Annotated in this window: 16 protein-coding genes, 3 tRNA genes, 1 other RNA gene and 1 pseudogene; 11 read left to right on the top strand and 10 right to left on the bottom strand. The window is 71.8% G+C overall.

Annotation, left to right across the window (positions count from 1 at the left end):
• Positions 1 to 137: 137 nt before the first annotated feature.
• Positions 138 to 2,876, bottom strand: coding sequence for a pyruvate dehydrogenase (acetyl-transferring), homodimeric type (gene aceE / locus ABL57_RS16505; RefSeq protein ID WP_047804577.1), 2,739 nt, complete (start codon positions 2,874 to 2,876; stop codon positions 138 to 140).
• 435 nt (positions 2,877 to 3,311) lie between these two features.
• On the opposite strand from aceE, the gene ABL57_RS16510 reads away from it, so the two are divergent.
• From ABL57_RS16510 to ABL57_RS16525, 4 genes are all read left to right on the top strand, one after another.
• On the top strand, positions 3,312 to 3,728 hold the full coding sequence (locus ABL57_RS16510; protein WP_047804578.1) for a DUF3052 domain-containing protein: 417 nt from the start codon (positions 3,312 to 3,314) through the stop codon (positions 3,726 to 3,728).
• A 37-nt stretch (positions 3,729 to 3,765) separates the two neighbouring features.
• Positions 3,766 to 4,224, top strand: a complete 459-nt coding sequence (locus tag ABL57_RS16515) for a peroxiredoxin (RefSeq protein WP_047804579.1) — start codon at positions 3,766 to 3,768, stop codon at positions 4,222 to 4,224.
• A 28-nt stretch (positions 4,225 to 4,252) separates the two neighbouring features.
• On the top strand, positions 4,253 to 5,155 hold the full coding sequence (locus ABL57_RS16520) for a Sir2 family NAD-dependent protein deacetylase (RefSeq protein WP_047804580.1): 903 nt from the start codon (positions 4,253 to 4,255) through the stop codon (positions 5,153 to 5,155).
• 129 nt (positions 5,156 to 5,284) lie between these two features.
• Positions 5,285 to 5,357: transfer RNA gene (locus tag ABL57_RS16525), tRNA-Val, on the top strand.
• A gap of 14 nt (positions 5,358 to 5,371) precedes the next feature.
• Here ABL57_RS16525 and ABL57_RS16530 read toward each other — a convergent pair.
• Positions 5,372 to 5,635 (bottom strand): hypothetical protein, encoded by a 264-nt coding sequence (locus ABL57_RS16530; protein WP_047804581.1) that lies wholly within the window; start codon positions 5,633 to 5,635, stop codon positions 5,372 to 5,374.
• Between the two features lie 228 nt (positions 5,636 to 5,863).
• Here ABL57_RS16530 and gndA point away from each other — a divergent pair, with 228 nt between their 5' ends.
• A complete protein-coding gene (gene gndA / locus ABL57_RS16535) occupies positions 5,864 to 7,321 on the top strand; it encodes an NADP-dependent phosphogluconate dehydrogenase (protein ID WP_047804582.1) in 1,458 nt (485 codons plus the stop codon).
• Between the two features lie 97 nt (positions 7,322 to 7,418).
• On the opposite strand, the gene epsC is transcribed toward gndA, so the two are convergent.
• The 3 genes from epsC to msrA form a co-directional block, all read right to left on the bottom strand.
• Positions 7,419 to 8,003 carry a serine O-acetyltransferase EpsC gene (epsC, locus tag ABL57_RS16540; protein ID WP_047804583.1) on the bottom strand — a complete coding sequence of 195 codons (585 nt, stop codon included), beginning with the start codon at positions 8,001 to 8,003 and terminating at the stop codon, positions 7,419 to 7,421.
• A 186-nt stretch (positions 8,004 to 8,189) separates the two neighbouring features.
• Positions 8,190 to 9,125, bottom strand: coding sequence for a cysteine synthase A (cysK, locus tag ABL57_RS16545; RefSeq protein ID WP_047804584.1), 936 nt, complete (start codon positions 9,123 to 9,125; stop codon positions 8,190 to 8,192).
• Between the two features lie 127 nt (positions 9,126 to 9,252).
• Positions 9,253 to 9,867 (bottom strand): peptide-methionine (S)-S-oxide reductase MsrA, encoded by a 615-nt coding sequence (gene msrA, locus ABL57_RS16550; RefSeq protein WP_082157515.1) that lies wholly within the window; start codon positions 9,865 to 9,867, stop codon positions 9,253 to 9,255.
• 91 nt (positions 9,868 to 9,958) lie between these two features.
• Here msrA and ABL57_RS16555 point away from each other — a divergent pair.
• Positions 9,959 to 10,841 (top strand): annotated as a pseudogene (locus ABL57_RS16555) (Nif3-like dinuclear metal center hexameric protein); the annotation flags it as partial.
• A gap of 238 nt (positions 10,842 to 11,079) precedes the next feature.
• On the top strand, positions 11,080 to 11,814 hold the full coding sequence (locus ABL57_RS16560) for a zinc ribbon domain-containing protein (RefSeq protein WP_047804585.1): 735 nt from the start codon (positions 11,080 to 11,082) through the stop codon (positions 11,812 to 11,814).
• Positions 11,815 to 11,838: 24 nt separating this feature from the next.
• On the opposite strand, the gene rnpB is transcribed toward ABL57_RS16560, so the two are convergent.
• An RNA gene (gene rnpB / locus ABL57_RS20900) (RNase P RNA component class A) lies at positions 11,839 to 12,229 on the bottom strand.
• 212 nt (positions 12,230 to 12,441) lie between these two features.
• Here rnpB and ABL57_RS16565 point away from each other — a divergent pair.
• Complete coding sequence (locus ABL57_RS16565) at positions 12,442 to 13,215, top strand: YaaA family protein (protein ID WP_047804586.1); 774 nt, start codon at positions 12,442 to 12,444, stop codon at positions 13,213 to 13,215.
• 15 nt (positions 13,216 to 13,230) lie between these two features.
• Here the strand turns inward: ABL57_RS16565 and def are convergent, their stop codons facing one another.
• The 3 genes from def to orn form a co-directional block, all read right to left on the bottom strand.
• Complete coding sequence (def, locus tag ABL57_RS16570) at positions 13,231 to 13,803, bottom strand: peptide deformylase (protein WP_047804587.1); 573 nt, start codon at positions 13,801 to 13,803, stop codon at positions 13,231 to 13,233.
• A gap of 100 nt (positions 13,804 to 13,903) precedes the next feature.
• Positions 13,904 to 13,977, bottom strand: a tRNA-His gene (locus tag ABL57_RS16575).
• A 121-nt stretch (positions 13,978 to 14,098) separates the two neighbouring features.
• Positions 14,099 to 14,716: an oligoribonuclease gene (orn, locus tag ABL57_RS16580; RefSeq protein ID WP_075871666.1), complete on the bottom strand. Its 618-nt coding sequence runs from the start codon at positions 14,714 to 14,716 to the stop codon at positions 14,099 to 14,101.
• Between the two features lie 158 nt (positions 14,717 to 14,874).
• On the opposite strand from orn, the gene mptB reads away from it, so the two are divergent.
• Positions 14,875 to 16,437, top strand: a complete 1,563-nt coding sequence (mptB, locus tag ABL57_RS16585) for a polyprenol phosphomannose-dependent alpha 1,6 mannosyltransferase MptB (protein ID WP_238986098.1) — start codon at positions 14,875 to 14,877, stop codon at positions 16,435 to 16,437.
• A gap of 70 nt (positions 16,438 to 16,507) precedes the next feature.
• Positions 16,508 to 16,580 (top strand) — tRNA-Arg (locus ABL57_RS16590).
• Positions 16,581 to 16,895: 315 nt separating this feature from the next.
• Here the strand turns inward: ABL57_RS16590 and ABL57_RS22435 are convergent.
• Positions 16,896 to 17,057, bottom strand: a complete 162-nt coding sequence (locus ABL57_RS22435; RefSeq protein WP_158041197.1) for a hypothetical protein — start codon at positions 17,055 to 17,057, stop codon at positions 16,896 to 16,898.
• 726 nt (positions 17,058 to 17,783) lie between these two features.
• Here ABL57_RS22435 and ABL57_RS16595 point away from each other — a divergent pair.
• Positions 17,784 to 18,821: an acyltransferase gene (locus tag ABL57_RS16595; protein ID WP_053005074.1), complete on the top strand. Its 1,038-nt coding sequence runs from the start codon at positions 17,784 to 17,786 to the stop codon at positions 18,819 to 18,821.
• The last annotated feature ends 41 nt before the right edge of the window (positions 18,822 to 18,862 follow it).

Raw genomic sequence — 18,862 nt, forward strand, 5'->3', positions numbered from 1 at the left:
GGGCGAGGGGACCCGGACGCCGTTCGTGGCGCAGCCAGCGCGCCGTCGGGTTCCCGTCCTGTCCTGCCATGCCCCGAGCTTAGAGCACGCTCCCGCCCCCGCCCGACCGTGACGACGACGGCGCCGGTGGGCTCGGCTCAGGCGTCGCCGCCGGCGTTGCCCGAGGTCCCGGCGTTGACGTCGTGCAGGCGGTACTTCTCGATCGCCTCGCCCGGGGTGCGCCAGTCGACCTCGCCCCGCTTGGCGAGCATCTCGAGCGCGCGCACCACCATGGAGTGCGAGTCCACGTGGAAGAAGCGGCGGGCGCCCTGGCGCGTGTCGGCGAAGCCGAACCCGTCGGTGCCGAGGGACGCGAACTCGTTGGGCACGAACTGGCGGATCATGTCCGGCAGGTCCGAGCTGAAGTCCGAGGACGCGACGATCGGCCCGGTCGCCCCGGCGAGCTGCTGGGCCACGAACGGCGTCCGGGTCCCCTCGCCCGGGTTGAGGAACGACTCCTTCTCCGCGGCGAGCCCGTCACGGCGCAGCTCGACCCACGAGGTGACCGACCACACGTCGGCGGAGACGCCCCAGTCCTCGGCGAGGATCCGCTGGGCGTCCAGGGCCCACGGCACGGCCACGCCGGAGGCGAGCAGCTGGGTGCGGGGCCCGTCCTTCTCGGCGGGCTTGAGCAGGTAGATGCCCTTGAGGATTCCCTCGACGTCCACGTCCTCCGGCTCGGCCGGCTGCTGGTAGGGCTCGTTGTAGACCGTCAGGTAGTACATGACGTCGTGGTCCTCGTCACGGCTCCCGTACATGTGCTCGATCCCGCGCCGGACGATGTGGGCGATCTCATAGCCGTAGGCCGGGTCGTAGTGGACCACCGCGGGGTTGGTCGAGGCCAGGATCGGGGAGTGCCCGTCCGCGTGCTGGAGCCCCTCGCCCGTGAGCGTGGTCCGCCCGGCGGTCGCGCCGATGAGGAAGCCGCGGGTCAGCTGGTCGGCGGCCGCCCAGAACTCGTCGGCCGTGCGCTGGAAGCCGAACATCGAGTAGTAGATGTAGACCGGGATCATCGGCTCGCCGTGGGTGGCGTAGGAGGTGCCGGCGGCGGTGAACGCCGCGCTCGCCCCGGCCTCGTTGATCCCCGGGTGGAGGATGACGCCCTGCACGGACTCCTTGTAGGCGAGCATGAGCTCGCGGTCCACGGAGAGGTAGTTCTGCCCGTTGGGGTTGTAGATCTTCGCCGTGGGGAAGAACGAGTCCATCCCGAAGGTGCGGGCCTCGTCCGGGATGATCGGCACGATCCGGTGGCCGAAGTCCTTCTCCCGCAGCAGGTCCTTGAGGATGCGCACGAAGGCCATGGTCGTAGCGGCCATCTGCTTGCCCGAGCCCTTCTTGGCCGACTTGTAGGCGGCGTCGGTGGGCAGCGTGATCTCCTGCTGCTGGTGCGGGCGGTCCGGGACGAACCCGCCCAGCTCCTTGCGCCGCTCGAGCAGGTACTTGATCTCCGGGGAGTCCTTGCCCGGGTGGTAGTACGGGGCGTTGTAGAGGTCCTCCTCGATCTGCTCGTCGGAGACCGGGATGCGCAGGTGGTCGCGGAAGGCCTTGAGGTCCTCCAGCGTCAGCTTCTTCATCTGGTGGGTGGCGTTGCGCGCCTCGAAGTGGCTGCCCAGCCCGTAGCCCTTGACGCCCTGGGCCAGGATGACGGTCGGCTGGCCCTTGTGCTCCATGGCGGCCTTGTAGGCGGCGTAGACCTTGTGGTAGTCGTGCGCGCCGCGCTTGAGCTCCCAGATCTCGTCGTCGCTCATGTCCGCGACGAGCTCCTTGGTGGCCGGGGACTTGCCGAAGAAGTGGTCGCGGATGAACCCGCCGGACTCGGCCTTGTAGGTCTGGTAGTCGCCGTCCAGGGTCTCGTTCATGATCCGGACCAGCTCACCGTCCCGGTCCTTGGTGAGCAGCTGGTCCCACTCCCGGCCCCACAGGACCTTGATGACGTTCCATCCGGCGCCGCGGAAGAAGGCCTCCAGCTCCTGGACGATCTTGCCGTTGCCGCGCACCGGCCCGTCCAGGCGCTGCAGGTTGCAGTTGACCACGAAGGTGAGGTTGTCCAGCTTGTCGTTGGCGGCCAGCTGCAGCGCGCCGCGGCTCTCCACCTCGTCCATCTCGCCGTCGCCCAGGAACGCCCAGACGTGCTGGTCGGAGGTGTCCTTGATCCCGCGGTTGTCCAGGTAGCGGTTGAACTGGGCCTGGTAGATCGCGTTGAGCGGGCCGATGCCCATGGACACGGTGGGGAACTGCCAGAAGTCCGGCATGGACCGCGGGTGGGGGTAGGACGACAGGCCGTGGGGCGCCTTGGTCTTCTCCTGGCGGAACGCGTCCAGCTGCTCCTCGGTGAGCCGCCCCTCCAGGTAGGCGCGCGCGTAGTTGCCCGGGGCCGAGTGGCCCTGCCAGAACACCTGGTCGCCGCCGCCGGGGTGCTCGGGGCCGCGGAAGAAGTGGTTGAGCCCCACCTCGTAGAGGGTCGCCACACCGGCGTAGGAGGAGATGTGCCCGCCCACCCCGATCTCGGGGCGCTGGGCGCGGTGCACCATCACGGCCGCGTTCCAGCGGAGGTACGCGCGGTAGCGCCGCTCGACCTCCTCGTCGCCGGGGAACTCCGGCTCCTGGTCCACGGGGATCGAGTTGACGTAGTCCGTGGTGGTCACCATCGGCACGCCCACGCTCTTGGCGCCGGCGTGCTGGAGCAGGGCGCGCATGATGTACTGCGCCCGTTCCGTGCCCTGCGTCTCGATCAGGCCCTCGAAGGACTCGATCCACTCCCGGGTCTCCTCGGTGTCGGAGTCCTTGAAGTTGTTGGTCAAGCCACTGAGGATGTGGTGGTTGCTGGATGAAGGCACGTTGAACCTCTCTTCGTCGAGTTGCCGGGCGGAACCCGGGCGAGCGCACGCGCGAGCGCGGCCGGGCCGTTCCGACAGTCTCAAAATACCCGCCGACCGCTCCGCTTCCCGGGCGCCACCCGCGGGGGTGGGGCGTCCGGGGACCGGCCCGCCGTGCGGATCGCGCCGGCGGGGTGTTCCAGGCGTACGGGGTGTCTGTTGGCACCATGTTTCCACACCCGGGACCGACCGTCACACGCGGGCGCGGCCCACGATTCGGGGGGACGTCACCGTGCGGGAGCTTGAAAGACACCCTGATCCGGTGTTGTCTGGGAGATGAAGCCGGTATCCGGCCCGCCACCGTGCCCCCGCGGTCCGCCGACGGGCAGGCGGAGCCCCGCACCGGTACGCAGTGCGCGGTCGCTCGTCGGCCCGATCCCAGAAGGAGCAAGAACAGTGAGCGAGGCCAAGACCACCGCGGGCGACGCGGTAGTCCAGCTCGGTTTCAAGGATGGCGACTACATCCAGGAGTTCGGATACGACGAGGACGTCGACCTCGACCTGAGGGAGGGCATCGAGGACCTGATCGGTTCCGACCTGCTCGACGAGGAGGACCAGGAGGTCGTCGACGCCGTGCTGCTGTGGTTCCGCGAGGGCGACGGCGACCTCGTGGACACCCTGGTGGACGTGCAGACCACCCTGGACGACGGCGGCGTAGTGTGGGTGCTGACGCCCAAGGCCGGGCGCGACGGCTACGTGCCGCCCGCCGAGGTCCAGGAGGCGGCTCCCACGGCGGGGCTGCACGTGACCACGACCGCGCGGGTCAGCGCGGACTGGGCCGCGACCCGCCTGATGCCCAAGCGCAACGTCTGAGCACGCGCCCCGGCGTCCACAGCACAGGAGACCACCCATGCCCGAGATCGGCGACACCGCCCCGGACTTCACTCTGCCGAACCAGTTCGGCGAACCGGTCACCCTGAGCGGGCTGCGGGGACAGCCCGTGAGCATCGTCTTCTACCCGTTCGCCTTCTCCGGGACCTGCACCGGGGAGCTGTGCCGGCTGCAGGACAACCTGGCGGTGTTCGACGACGCCGGCGTGAAGCTGCTGGCGGTGTCCGTGGACTCCAAGTACGCGCTGCGGGCGTTCGCGCGGGAGGAGTCCTTCGAGTTCGACCTGCTCTCCGACTTCTGGCCGCACGGGGCCGTGGCCGAGCGCTACGGCGTCTTCGACCCCGTGGCGGGGCAGGCGGAGCGGGCCACGTTCGTGCTCGACTCCCAGGGCGTCGTCGTGGACGTCTTCCGGGCCGAGCCCGGCACGCCGCGGGAGCTCGAGGCCTACCGCGCCGCCCTGGCCAAGCTGTCGGCCTGAGGCCCCGGCGCCGTCCGAGCGACCAGCGATGCCCACCGTACGCGCCGGCTACGGCGCCCCCGTCAGTCCCGACCAGTTCCCCGATCCCGACGCCGCGAGCCTGGACGAGGGCCTCGACGCGGCGGTGCCGCTGCTGTCCGGGCGCCGGACCGCGGTGCTGACGGGAGCGGGGATCAGCACCGACTCCGGGATCCCGGACTACCGCGGACCCGGCTCGGCCCCGCGCACCCCCATGACGTTCCAGGAGTTCATGGGCAGCCCCGCGAGGCGCAGCCACTACTGGGCGCGCAACCAGTACGGCTGGCGGCACCTCGAGCGGGCCGACCCCAACCCCGGCCACGGGGTCCTCGCCCGGCTGGAGGGCGCCGGAGCGGTCGCCGGCGTCGTCACGCAGAACATCGACCGCCTGCACCAGGCGGCGGGCTCCCTCAACGTCGTGGACCTGCACGGGCGCTTCACGCGCGTGCTGTGCATGCGGTGCGGCACGCGGATCCCGCGGGCGGTGCTCTCCGACATCTTCGACGAGCTCAACCCCGGCTTCTACGACTCGATCGGCTCGCCGGAGGACATCGAGTTCGCCCCGGACGCCGACGCGGTGGTGCCGCGCACGGCGGGATTCCGTGTGCCCGACTGCCCCGTCTGCTCCGGGATCCTCAAGCCCGACGTCGTCTTCTTCGGCGAGAACGCCCCGCGGCACCGGGTGCTGCGGGCGCTGCGGATGGTGGACACCGCCGACGCCCTCCTGGTGGTGGGCTCCTCCCTCACCGTGAATTCGGGCCGCCGGTTCGTCCGGCACGCCGTGCGCGCCGGCGTGCCCGTGCTGATCGTCAACCACGGCCGGACCCGCGGGGACGCCGCCGCCCGGGTGAAGGTCGACGCCCCGGCCACCGAGTTCCTGGTCCGGCTCGAACAGCGACTCGCCCGCCCGTAGAATGGGGCACGGATGTGGCGAACACCACAGCCGTAGGGGGTGCCCGACCTGGTTACCAGTCGGTAGCACCGGGTAGCCTGTTCCGGAACCGGGTGCTGGCGGTTGCGAAAATCGTCCACCCGGTTGTCAGGGTCCTTAGCTCAGCTGGTAGAGCGCCACGTTTACACCGTGGATGTCATCGGTTCGATCCCGGTAGGACCCACGTGCCGGCCCCGGCTAGCGGAAGTACACCTGCTTCCCCCCGGCCCGCCGGCAGACGACCACGATGCTCCCCTCACGGTCCGCCTTCTGGGCCTTCTTCACGTAGGCGGAGGCCTTGCCCCCGCACAGTGCCGCGGCCTTCTCGCTGGCGCGCGTGATCGTGGCCTCGTTGAGCACCTCATTGCCGCCCACGACCACGTCGACCTTGCCGTTGGCGGCGGCGGCCGGTGCGAACCCGGGGCCCGACCACAGTGCGGCACACGCCACGGCCCCGATCACCGTTCTCCTCCACGCCCGCATCCCTACCCCCTGGACTCTGTGTGCGATGGCACCACGGTAGGGCCCCCGACCCGGTGCGGGGGGTTTGTGACAGAGGGTGTCCGGCGAGCCGTCCGCCGGGTCCGTCGGCAGGGTGCCTTCGCCACCGGGCGCCTCCGTGGGTCCCGTGAGCGGGGCGCCGAGCGGGGAACGGACCGAGCCGCCCGCCAGGGTTTGTAGGCTGGGGGCATGGCAGCAGAACAGAAAGCTCAGATCGGCGTGACCGGCCTCGCGGTCATGGGCGCCAACCTCGCCCGCAACTTCGCCCGGCACGGGTACACCGTCGCCCTCCACAACCGTTCGGTCGGCAAGACCGACGCCCTCCTCGAGGCCCACGGGTCCGAGGGGAACTTCATCCGCACCGAGACTCTCCAGGAGCTCGTCGACTCCCTCGAGACCCCCCGCCGCATCCTGGTGATGGTCAAGGCCGGGGCACCGGTGGACGCGGTGATCGAGCAGCTCGTGCCGCTGCTGGAGAAGGACGACATCATCATCGACGGCGGCAACTCCTACTTCCAGGACACCCGTCGCCGGGAGCGGGAGCTGGCCGCGCAGGGCATCGACTTCGTCGGTGTCGGCGTCTCGGGCGGGGAGGAGGGCGCCCTGCTGGGGCCTTCCATCATGCCCGGCGGACCGGCCAAGTCCTACGACGCGCTGGGGCCGCTGCTGGAGGACATCGCCGCCAAGGCCGAGGACGGCAAGCCGTGCTGCGCCTGGATCGACACCGACGGCGCGGGGCACTTCGTGAAGATGGTGCACAACGGGATCGAGTACGCCGACATGCAGGTCATCGGCGAGGCGCACGAGCTGCTGCGCGCGGTCGCCGGCATCGAGCCGGCCGAGCAGGCCGAGGTCTTCGAGCAGTGGAACACCACGGAGCTGGGCTCCTACCTGATCGAGATCACCGCCCACGTGCTCCGGCAGGTGGACGCCCGCACGGGTGAGCCCCTGATCGACGTCATCGTGGACGCGGCCGGGCAGAAGGGCACCGGCCGCTGGACCGTCCAGGAGGCGCTGGAGCTGGGCTCCCCGGTCACCGCGATCGCCGAGTCCGTCTTCGCCCGCGCCCTGTCCTCCGCCGAGCCCGAGATGCGCCTGGAGGCCCAGCGCGTGCTGCCGGCCGGCATCGGGGGGACCACCGAGGACGTGGTGCACGACCCCGAGTTCGTCGAGGACGTGCGCAAGGCCCTCTACGCCTCCAAGCTCGTCTCCTACGCCCAGGGCCTGGACATGCTCACCATGGCCGGGGCCGAGTACGGCTGGGACCTGGACCTGGCCACCATCGCCAGCCTGTGGCGGGAGGGCTGCATCATCCGCGCCCAGCTGCTGGAGGTCATCATGGAGGCCTACCAGGGGGACGCGGCCCCGGCGAACCTGCTCTTCGCCCCGCAGTTCGTCTCCGCCATCGAGGACGCCCTGCCGTCCTGGCGCCGAGTGGTGGCCCGGGCGGTGGAGCGCGGGATCCCCGCCCCGGTGTTCGCCTCCACCCTGAACTACTACGACTCCCTGCGCCGCCCCCGCCTCAACGCGGCCCTGACCCAGGGGCTGCGCGACTACTTCGGCGCGCACACCTACCGGCGCACCGACGACGCCGAGGGCGTCTACCACACGCTGTGGTCCGGGGACCGCTCCGAGGTCATCGCCTAGCCACGAGCCGGCACCCCGGCACGCAGGAGGGCCACGCACCGCCGGGTGCGTGGCCCTCCTGCGTGCCGGGGTGCGGTCCTTCCCGGATCGGCGCCGCCTAGATCCACATCGCGGGGTCGATGTAGGTGGAGGGGTCCACCAGCGGCTGCTGCTTCTCCGGGGTGCGCGGGCGGACCTTGCCGGGGATCCCGGTCACGATCGCGTCCTCGGGCACGTCCTTGACCACCACGGCGTTGGCGCCGACCGCCGAGTCCGCCCCGATCTCCACAGGACCGAGGATCTTCGCCCCGGCGCCGATCACCACGCGGTCGCCCACGGTGGGGTGGCGCTTGACCTTCTCCAGGGAGCGGCCGCCGAGGGTCACCCCGTGGTAGATCATCACGTCCTCGCCGATCTCGGCGGTCTCCCCGATGACCACGCCCATGCCGTGGTCGATGAAGAAGCGACGACCGATGACGGCACCGGGATGGATCTCGACGCCGGTGAGGAACCGGCCGAGCTGGGAGACCGTCCGGGCGAGCAGCCGACGGTCCGGGTGCTGCCACAGCAGGTGCGAGAGGCGGTGGATCCAGATGGCGTGCAGACCCGAGTAGTTGAGGGCGATCTCCAGCCGGGAGCGGGCGGCGGGGTCGTGCGTGCGGGCCGTCTGCAGGTCCTCGGCGAGTCTGCTCCAGAAACTCAAGGTCTTCCTCTGTTCTTCCGGGGGTCGGTTCTTCCGGGGGCGGCGGCCCGGTCCGCGGCGGGGATCGACGCGGGCCGGCTGCGGGGTGCGAACCGGAACGACCCGCCCACCTCCGGGGCAACGTCGCCGGGAGGCGGCGCTATTCCCGGAAGGGGCGGGTCGTCGGCGCGGAGCGCCCGGGGCGGATCAGCCGCGGATGTCCTCGTAGAGCAGGGTCGAGATGTAGCGCTCCCCGTAGTCGCACACGACCGCCACGATCAGCTTGTCCCGGTTTTCCTCCTTGGCGGCCTCCTGCAGGGCGGCCCACACGATGGCGCCCGAGGAGATCCCGCCGAGGATGCCCTCCTTGGTGCCCAGCTCCCGGGCCACGCGCACGGAGTCCTCGACGGTCACGTCGTAGACGTCGTCGTAGATCTCGCGGTCGAGGATGTCCGGGACGAAGTTCGCGCCCAGGCCCTGGATCTTGTGGGGGCCGGCCTTGCCCTGGGTCAGCAGCGGCGAGTCTGCCGGCTCGACCACGAGCAGGCGGACGTCCGGCTTCTGCTCGCGCAGGTACCGCCCCGCGCCCGTGATGGTGCCGCCGGTGCCCACGCCCGAGATGAAGATGTCGACCTCGCCGTCGGTGTCCTCCCAGATCTCGGGACCGGTGGTGGCGTAGTGCACCGCGGGGTTCGCCTCGTTGGCGAACTGGCTGGCCAGGACGGCGTTCTCGGTGCCGTCGACAATCTCGCGGGCCTTGTCGACCGCTCCGCGCATGCCCTCGGCGCCGGGGGTGAGCACGATCTGGGCGCCGTAGGCGCGGAGCATGACGCGGCGCTCCGTGGACATGGTCTCGGGCATGGTCAGGATGACCTTGTACCCGCGGGCCGCGCCGACCATGGCCAGCGCGATGCCGGTGTTGCCGGAGGTGCCCTCCACGATCGTGCCGCCCGGCTTGAGCTTGCCGGACTTCTCCGCGGCGTCGATGATGGCCACGCCGATCCGGTCCTTGACCGAGTTGGCCGGGTTGTAGAACTCCAGCTTCACGGCGACGTTGCCGGGCAGGCCCTCGTCGAGCCGGTTCAGGTGGACGAGCGGGGTGCGGCCCACGATCTCGGTGACGTCGTTGTAGATCTTCGCCATGTGCGTACCTCGGTTTCTGCGTGGTCGGTTCTCGGTGGGGTGGGAACGTGCTCCTGCGCCGCCGGGCCCTGGGGGTGCCCGCGGCGGCGCGGTCCTAGCTCAGCCTAGCCAGGCGCCGCAACTGCTACTACGCGGTAAGCCACGCGGAGTAACGTTGCCGGACCTTGGCCAGCTTGGGATTGATGATCACCTGGCAGTACCCGTTCCAGGGCTGCTCGGCGTAGAAGTCCTGGTGCTCGGGCTCGGCCTCCCAGAAGGTGCCCAGCGGCTCGAGGGTGGTGACGATCGGCCGGTCCCACAGCGGCTGCGTGCGCTCGATGGCGGCCGCGAAGAGCTCCCGCTGGGCGTCGTCGGCCCAGAACATCGCCGAGCGGTACTGGGTGCCGACGTCGTAGCCCTGCCGGTTGAGGGTGGTGGGGTCGTGACCGGTGAAGAAGAGGTCGAGGATCACGTCCGCCGGCACGACGGAGGGGTCGAAGGTCACGGCGACCGCCTCGGCGTGCCCGGTGCTGCCGGCGCAGACCTCGTAGTAGCCGGGACGGTCCGTGGCGCCGCCGGTGTAGCCGGAGACCACGGAGGTGACGCCCCGCGTGATCCGGTACACCGCGTCGAGACACCAGAAACATCCGCCCGCGAGCACGAAGGTCACGGAGGCAGGACGGTCGTCGGGGGCGGAGCGGTCGTCGGGGGAGGGTCGGTCCTCGGGGACGGGGCGTGCGTCGGCGTGCTCGGGAAAGGCCATGCCCCGTACAACACCGCGCCGCGCGCAACATTCCCGAGGCCGCGCCCGGACCCGCCGGGGCCTCCGTCGGGCGGACTCCTAGACTGGGCCCATGAGCCAGCAAAGCACGGCCCCGCCCGGACCCGCCCCCACGCTGTCGGAGGTGCTCGAGGTCGTCGAGGCGCTCTGGCCGCTGCACCTGCAGGAGCCCTGGGACGCCAGCGGGCTCGTCACCGGGCGCCCGGAGCAGCCCGTGCGCCGGATCCTGTTCGCCGTGGACCCCGTGGCCGACGTGGTGGACGAGGCCGTGTCCACCGGCACCGACCTGCTCCTCACCCACCACCCGCTGCTGCTGCGCGGAGTCACCTCCGTGGCCGCGGACGGCTTCAAGGGCGCGGCCGTGCACGAGCTCATCGAGCACCGGTGCGCCCTGCTCGCCTGCCACACCAACGCGGACTCCGCCCCGGACGGCGTCTCGGACGCCGTGGCCCGCGCGGCAGGGCTCACGACGACGACGCCGCTCGCCCCGCACCCGGCCGATCCCACGGTGGGCATCGGCCGGGTGGGCGAGCTGCCCGAACCGGTGTCCCTGGCGCAGCTGGCACGGCGCCTGGCCGCCGCCGTCCCGGCCACCGCCCACGGGGTGCGTGTGGCGGGGGATCCGGACACCCCGGTGCGCCGCGTCGCGGTGTGCGGCGGGGCGGGGGACTCCCTCTTCGACGAGGTGCGGGCCAGCGGCGCCGACGTCTACGTCACCGCGGACCTGCGCCACCACCCCGCCTCCGAGGCCCGCGAGGCGGCCCTCGGCCCGGGTGCGGACGGCACCCCCTGCCTCGTGGACCTCTCCCACTTCGCCAGCGAGTGGCTGTGGCTGCCCGTGGGCGCGGCGGCACTGCGCGCGGCGCTCGCCGAGCGCGGCCACGACGTGGCGGTCGAGGTCTCGGTGCGCCGCTCCGACCCGTGGGACTTCCGTGTCGACCACCCCGCCCACGACCACGGGAACGCCGACCGCCCGGCCCACGGCCACGCTGGTCTCGACCACCCTGTCCAGGGCGGACTTGGCCACGACGAATCTGTCCAGGACGAGTCTGGCCACGACAAGTCCGGCCATGACCAGTTCGGCCATGACCAGTCCGGCCACCATCACTCCGGCCACGACCACCGGCCGGCCGGCCGCCCCGGCCACGACCGCCCCGGCCACGACCGCTCCGGCCCGACCCCAGGAGGACCAGCATGAGCACCGCCACGCCCGAGCAGCAACGAGCGCTCCTGGAGCTCGAGCGCGTCGACGCCCGGCTGCGCCGCATCGCGGCCCGGATCGGGGAGCTGAGGACCGACCCCGAGGTCGCCGCCGCGCTACAGCTGCGGGCCCGGGCGATCGCCGCGGCCAAGGAGCTCGACGCCGGGGAGCAGGACATCCGGCAGCGGCTGGCCGCGGCGGAGGAGAAGGTCGCCCGCGTCCAGGCCTCCATCGAGAAGGACCGCCGTCGCCTGGAGCAGGGCGGGACCGCCAAGGACCTCATGGGGCTGCAGCACGAGATCGACACCCGCACCCGGCAGCTGGCCGCGGCGGAGGAGGCGGAGCTGGAGCTCATGCAGGAGCTCGACGACGCCGCCGAGCACCGCGCCCGCATCACGCCCCGGCTCAGGGCGGCGGACGCCGACGCCCGGGGGCGCGTGGCCGCCCGGGACGAGGAGGGGCAGGCCCTGACGGCGGAGCGCGAGAAGCTGGCGGCCACGCGCGAGGCCGCGGCGCAGGCCGTGGGCGCCCCCGCGCTGGTCGCCCGGTACGAGCGGATCCGCACCGGCCGCAGCACGGAGCGCCCGGCGGCCGCGGAGCTGCGGGGCAGCGTGTGCGGGTCCTGCGGGACGGCGCTGAGCCCCACCGACGCGGCGACCTTCCGGGCGGCGAACCCGGACGAGGTGCTCACCTGCCCGGAGTGCGGGGTGATCCTGGTCCGCGGCTGAGCGCCGACGGGCGGGGAGGAACGGGGGACAGGCCGGCCTGTAAGCCGGGTTCTGTGCACACGGCCGGTCGCCCGGGCCGTGCTGGTGACCATCCATCTAGGCCCGTCGTTGCCGACGGGCTCCAGCGGCCTACCCGGGTGCTCGGGCGAGCAGCCCTCGGGCGCACCCTGTCTGGCCTTGCTCCGGATGGGGTTTACCGAGCCGCGCCGGTCACCCGGCGCGCTGGTGGTCTCTTACACCACCTTTTCACCCTCACCCGCTGCCCGGACGGACCGGGGCGGGCGGTCTGTTTTCTGTGGCACTTTCCTGCGGGTTCCCCCGAGTGGGCGTTGCCCACCATCCTGCTCTGCGGAGCCCGGACTTTCCTCGCGCCGCCGACCCGGAGGTCGCGGCCCGCGGTCACCCGGCCGGCCTGTCCGCCGTCCATCCTACCCGCCCGGGATCCTGTCCGGCCCCGCTGCCCGGCCCCGCTGTCGGGACTCGCTGCCCGGCCCCGCTGCCCGGGATCCTGTCCGGCGCCGGTGCCCGGCCCTGCTGCCCGGCCCCACGGCAGGGTCCCGGAGGCAGGATCCGGCGGGACCTGCCGCCGGGACGTCCACGCCCGCACGGGTCACTAGACTTCTGCGGGTGCTCATTCTGCTGCCCCCCTCCGAGACCAAGACCGCCCCCGTCTCCGGCGAGCCCGTCGACACCGGGGCCCTCGCGTTCCCCGAGCTCACGCCCGCCCGTGAGCAGGTCCTCGCCGAGCTGGCGAGCGCGAGCAGCCGCGCGGACGCCCTGGACGTGCTGGGCGTGGGGCAGCGGCTGCGAGAGGAGGTCGAGCGCAACACCCGTCTGGGTGCCGAGCCCGCGGCGCCGGCGCTGCACGTCTACACCGGGGTGCTGTACGACGCCCTGGACCCGGCCGGGCTCACGCCCGCGGAGCGGGAGGCGGCGGCGGCCTCCCTCGTCGTCGTCTCCGCCCTGTGGGGCGCGGTGCGGCCCACGGACCGGATCCCGGCCTACCGGCTGTCCATGGGGACGGAACTGCCCCGTCTGGGCAAGCTCGCGGCCCACTGGAAGCGCCACCTGCCCGCCGCGCTCGGACCCGCCGCGGAGGACCGCCTCGTGGTCGACTGCCGCTCGGCCGCCTACGCGGCCGCGTGGCGTGCCCCCCGGGAGCGGACGGTCGGGGTCAAGGTCGTCCGGGAACGGGGCGGGACGCGCACGGTCGTCTCGCACATGGCCAAGCACACCCGCGGGCTGCTCGCCCGGCACCTGGTGCAGCGTGCCGCCGGGGGCGAGCGCGTCGGGACGCCCCAGGAGCTGCTCGCGGCGGCGGGGGAGCGCTGGCGGGCGGAGCTCCGGGAGCCCACGGCCCGCTCGGCCGGGGAGCTCGTGCTGGTGCTGCCCGGGGACTGAGGCGTCCCCGGCGGCTCAGTGCCCGAACGGGTCCTCGTCGACCCCCGGGGTCCAGCTGTGGCCGTCCCGGCCCCAGCCCTCCGCCTTGACCGCCCTGCGGGCCTTGCGGGCCCACTTGTCGTTGAGCCGGTCCAGGTAGAGCTTGCCGTCCAGGTGGTCGTACTCGTGCTGCATCACCCGGGCGAACCAGCCCTTGGCCTCGAAGGCCACCGGTGCTCCTGCGGCGTCGACCCCGGCCACCCGCACCCAGTCCGCCCGTCTGAGCGGCCAGCTGTAGCCCGGCACGGAGAGGCAGCCCTCCGACTCCTCGTCCGGGTCCGGGGCGTCCTGGGAGATCTTGCCGAGGGTCAGCACGGGGTTCACGAGCACCCCGCGCGGCGGGACCCCGTCGTCGTTCTGGAACGCGTAGGTGAAGATCCGCAGGCCCACGCCGATCTGCGGGGCGGCCAGCCCCACGCCGTGGGCGGCGTCCATGGTCTCGTACATGTCCTCGACGAGGGCGCGCAGCTCGTCGTCGAACGCCGTCACCTTGGCGGCGGGGCGGTGCAGGACGGGGTTGCCGGTGATCACCACGGGGCGGATGGCCATGACGCACTTCCTTCGACTTGCCGGGGGCCTCGCCCCTGCACGGGCCGGGGCGGGAACGACGAAAGGCCGTCCCGAGTCCTCGGGACGGCCTTTCACAGCGGGTGAGCGACGGGGGTTGAACCCGCGACCTCCTGGACCACAACCAGGCGCTCTGCCGAACTGAGCTACGCCCACCATGAACGCCCGCCGGAAGACCGTGCTTCCGCTGGGCAACGCATACGAGTGTACCGCATTCCCGGACCGCACCCGACCACGCCCGCCACGGCCTCACCGGGGCGGGCGACGTCCCGGTCGCTCAGGCGCCGGTGCGGGACCCGGCGATCTCCGCGGCGATGGCCCGCGCGGTCTCGGAGTCGGGCCCCGGCTCGGGGGCGAAGACGGCCCGGCGGTAGTAGCGCAGCTCGTCGATCGAGTCCCGGATGTCGCCCAGCGCCCGGTGGTTGCCGGTCTTCGGCGGCGCCTGGAAGTAGGCGCGCGGGAACCAGCGGCGGGAGAGCTCCTTGATGGTGGAGACGTCGATCACGCGGTAGTGCAGGTGCTCCACCACCTGGGGCATGTCCCGGACCAGGAAGGTGCGGTCCGTGCCCACGGAGTTGCCGCCCAGCGGGGCCTTGCCCGGTTCGGGCACCCACTGCCGGATGTAGGCGAGGACCTGCTCCTGGGCCTGCTCCATCGTCAGGCCGGAGGGCAGCTCGTCGAGCAGCTTGGACGCCGTGTGCATGTTCCGCACGAAGTCGCCCATCTGCGCCAGGGCCTCGTCGGTGGGGCGGATCACCACGTCGACGCCCTCGCCGAGGACGTTGAGCTCGTCGTCGGTCACGAGGGCCGCGACCTCGATGAGGGCGTCCTCCTCGAGGGACAGCCCCGTCATCTCGCAGTCGATCCACACAATGCGTCCGTTGGAAGTAGCCACCCCGACAATCTACCGTGCGGCCCCGACGCCGTGTCCCGCGCGCACGGCCCTGCCGGGTGCTCTCCCCGGCGGCGACGATAGGATCGGGGCGACCACGGGTCCGCGCTGCGCCCAGCCGCGGCCGCCCGCAGCCACCGGACGGGCGCATCGGGAGAGCAGTGCAGACCACATCGAGGACGCCGGCGCCGGGAGAGGGCGCCGAGCCGCTGGCGGGCCCCGACGGCTCCCGCCTCGTCTCCGGCTCCCTGCTGCGCACCGTGCTCATGGGCGCCCTCGGCTCGCTCATGCTCTTCGTCGGCTCCCTCGGCGTCGGCTGGCTCGCCTCGGTCTCCCCGCTGCGCCAGATGCCGGTCATCATCGCCATGCGCTTCACCACCGCGGGCGCGATCGTGTCGATCCTCCTGCTCGCGGTGGGCGGGATGCTGCTGATCCGGGAGTGGCTGCGGCTGGGCCAGAAGCTCAACCGGTGGGGTCCCGGCAGCGGGCGGTGGGTGCTCATCGCCATCGCCGCCTGGTCGGCGCCCATGCTGGTGACGATCCCCCTGTTCAGCCGGGACGTGTACTCCTACATCGGCCAGGGCCGGGTGATGGCCAACGGGCTCAATCCCTACGAGCACGGGGTCTCCACGATCGACAACTTCTTCCAGCTCGGCGCCGACCAGATGTGGTCCGAGTCCCCGCCTCCCTACGGGCCCCTGTTCCTGTGGCTGGAGCAGCTCGTGGTGGCCGTGACCGGGGCGAACCCGGACGCGGCCGTGCTGTGGTTCCGGGCGATGTGCGTGCTGGCCGTGATCGCCTGCATGTGGCTGATCCCGCGGCTGGCGCGGCTGCACGGGATCAACCCCGCCCGGGCCCTGTGGCTCAGCGTGGCCAACCCCCTGTTCCTGACCAACTTCATCGTCTCGGTGCACAACGACGCGATCATGATCGCCCTGGCCCTGGCCGGCACCTACGTGGCCGCGGTGCACCGGAACTGGAAGGGCGGGCTGGCCGGCACGGCGCTCGTCACCCTCTCCGTGGCCGTCAAACCCATCACGCTCGTCTTCCTGCCGTTCATCGGCCTGCTCTGGGCCGGGAAGAACGCCTCGTGGCCGCGCCGCTTCGTGGTGTGGTTCCTCACCCTCGTGTGGGCACTGGCCCTGTTGGGGCTGATGGGCCTGGTCAACGGGTTCGGCTTCGGCTGGGTCGCCGCGATGTCCACCCCCGGCTCGGTGTCCATCTGGTACGCCCCGGTGGGCTTCCTGGGCGGGCTGGCGTCGGCCCTGGCCGCCGCGGTGGGGGCCGACGCCGGGCAGTGGCGCGGCACGGTCCACTCGATCGGGCAGGCCCTTGCCGTGCCGGTCATCCTGTGGCTGATGTTCACGGGCCGCGACGAGCGGATCATCCGACGGCTGGCCTGGGCGTTCGCGGCCATCGTGCTGTTCTCCCCGATGATCCAGGCCTGGTACGTGGTCTGGCTCATCCCGCTCTTCGCGGTCACGGGCATCCGCAGCGACTGGCAGGTGGACGTCCTGTTCTTCCTCACCGCCTTCTTCATGATCTACGCGGTCTCGGACCAGCTCGACGTCTTCCCGTACCTGGACCTCGACCTGAGCTCCGGCCGGCTGATCGCGGCGGTGGTGGCGCTGTCCTACGGGGTCTACCTGTGGTTCCTCGACCCCGCCACCAAACGCCTGCTCCGCGGCCGCTCCGAGCCCCCGGTGCGGAGCGCCGTCATCTGAGGGTGCCGTGCGGGGCGCCACGAATTGGTAAACTCGTTCGCGGCGCCCAGGGCACGGACCCTGGCGGCCCGCCTCAGTAGCTCAGTGGATAGAGCAGGAGCCTTCTAATCTCTTGGTCGGGGGTTCGACTCCCTCCTGGGGCACACCGAACGGACCACCGAGAACCCCGTTCCGACCGGCTGATGCGCCGGTCGGAACGGGGTTTCCCCATGTCCGGCACGGGGTGCCACCAGGATCGCCGTGACCCGCTCGGGGGAACGAGCTCGTCCAGCACCCCGCACCCGCCCCCTGGTGAGCGCTCGGAGCGTCCGCTGCCGGTCGCCATCACCACCTCCTGCGAGCCTCCCACGCTTCGTGGGCTTCAGGCAGGATCACGTGTGCAGCCCCGAGCGGGCCTGGACGTTCTCTTCCGGCGTGCTCGCGTGCTGGACGCGCACGAGGGCGTCGCGGCCCGTCCGTCAGCGCGGGAGCGTTTCGCGAGCGTGGTCGATGAGCTCGCCGACCATGCCGACCCAGACCTGGCGTTGGAACTGGGTCAGCGGCTCCGCCCCTTCGGCGACGGCGGCCTGCAGCAGGTCGTGGAAGCGGGCGATGTCCTCGAGGCGTTCCGGACTGATCATACTTTTGAGGCTATCCGAGATGTCCCGTGTACCCCGGACAGGCCGCGGCCTTTCGCCTCGACCCGCCGCCGCCGGGTGCCTCGGCCGTGGAGTCATGCGGCCGAGGGGTGCCCGAGGACACATTACCGTCTGGTAGTTTATTCTCGGCACTGGCTCACACCGGTGCGGCAGCCCGCGCTGCGCCGTTCCCTGACGGCGTCCGGCTGCACCATGCGCTCACGCGCAGCGGAGCGCCCCCACCCTCTCCCGGGCGGGGGCGCTTTCGTGCGGCTCCCCGGCTTCGCGCGGTGGGGGCAGCACCGAGCGTTGAGCGTGCTGGGGGACCACGATCTCGATCGGGCGGGATCTGCTGCCGGTGTTCCGGGAGCGGACGCAGGCCGGGGAGGTCACCACTGGGAGGTGCAGCACTGTGGCGCGCCACGAGCCGGCGCAGGGACAGGCATCCGCACCCATCCAGCGACATCAGCGGATCGATCATCTCGTCGTCGGGGGTTCGAGTCCGTTCCGGGGTGCTGGAAAACGATTCGTCGGACAGGCCGTCGCACCCCCCATCGTCGCGACGGTTGCGCAGCCTGCCGCGGCCGGGAGGTCAGGCGTGAGCGCGGCAGCCCGGAGGCTGACTCGTCATGCAGTGCGGTCGTGATGGCGCTCCAGGAGTTTGCATGTGAGAATACGGTCCTCACCCGTGGGGTCGGGTGAGGTCCCTCGCAGAGAGTCCTGCCGCTCATGACACTCAAGGAACGGCTCAGCAGCCGTCACAACCTTCTCAACGCCGTCCGCATCGTGTTCGCGGCCATGGTCATCCTCGGTCATGCGTGGCCGCTCACCGGTGCCTCCGGGCACGGCCTGGAGTTCCTCTCGGACGTGGCCGTCAACGGCTTCTTCCTGGTGAGCGGTTATCTCATCGCAGAGAGCCGCACGCGGACGCAGTTCGTCCCCTACCTCTGGCGGCGCCTCCTGCGGATCTATCCGGGCTTCCTCGTCAGCCTCCTCGTGGTGGCGGCGATCTTCGCGCCGTTGGGCGCCCGCCTGGGCGGCCAGGCCTTCGACCTGCGCTCGGCCGCGGATTTCGTGGTGTCGAACAGTGCGCTCAGGATCACCCAGTGGGAGATCGACGGGTCGCTCGCCGGGGCCCCCGTCGACGGGGCGTGGAACGGCTCCCTGTGGACCCTCTTCTACGAAGCGGTCGCCTATCTCACCCTGGGCGCAGTGCTCAGCCTCTCCGTGGCCGTCCGGCGAGCCCGGTGGGTCCTGCCCGCGCTGGCCCTGGCGGTCATCGGCCTCCGCGTGCTGGCCGAGGGCCCGCTGGAGGTCACCACCACCCTCTACCTCAACGGGCTCCGGCTCGCCGGCTACTTCCTGGCCGGCGCGGCCGTCTGGGCCTGGTCCGACCGCTGGAGACCACGCCCGTGGCACGTGGCGGCCGCGGTCGTCGCGTACCTGGTCCTGACCAACGAGGGCTGGGCGGACCTGTTCGGCCAGTTCCCGCTCGCCGTCGCGGTCCTCGGCATCGGATCCCTGCCCTCCCGCAACTGGACGACCCGCACGGACCTGTCCTACGGCGTCTACATCTACGCCTATCCCGTCCAGCAGCTGCTGGTCATGCTCGGCACCGCGGCGTGGGGCGTCACCACGAACATCGTGCTCACCGTGATCCTGGTGCTGCCCCTGGCCCTCCTGTCCTGGACGCTCGTGGAGAAGCCGGCGCTGCGCGCCAAGAGACTCCTCGACCCGCGGGTCCCGGTGTCGCCGAGCCCCCAGTAGACGGACGCGGCGGTCGACGGCCGCGGCGACGCGCGGCCCCG

The sequence above is a fragment of the Kocuria sp. SM24M-10 genome (genome assembly GCF_001027955.1).
Classification (GTDB): domain Bacteria; phylum Actinomycetota; class Actinomycetes; order Actinomycetales; family Micrococcaceae; genus Kocuria; species Kocuria oceani.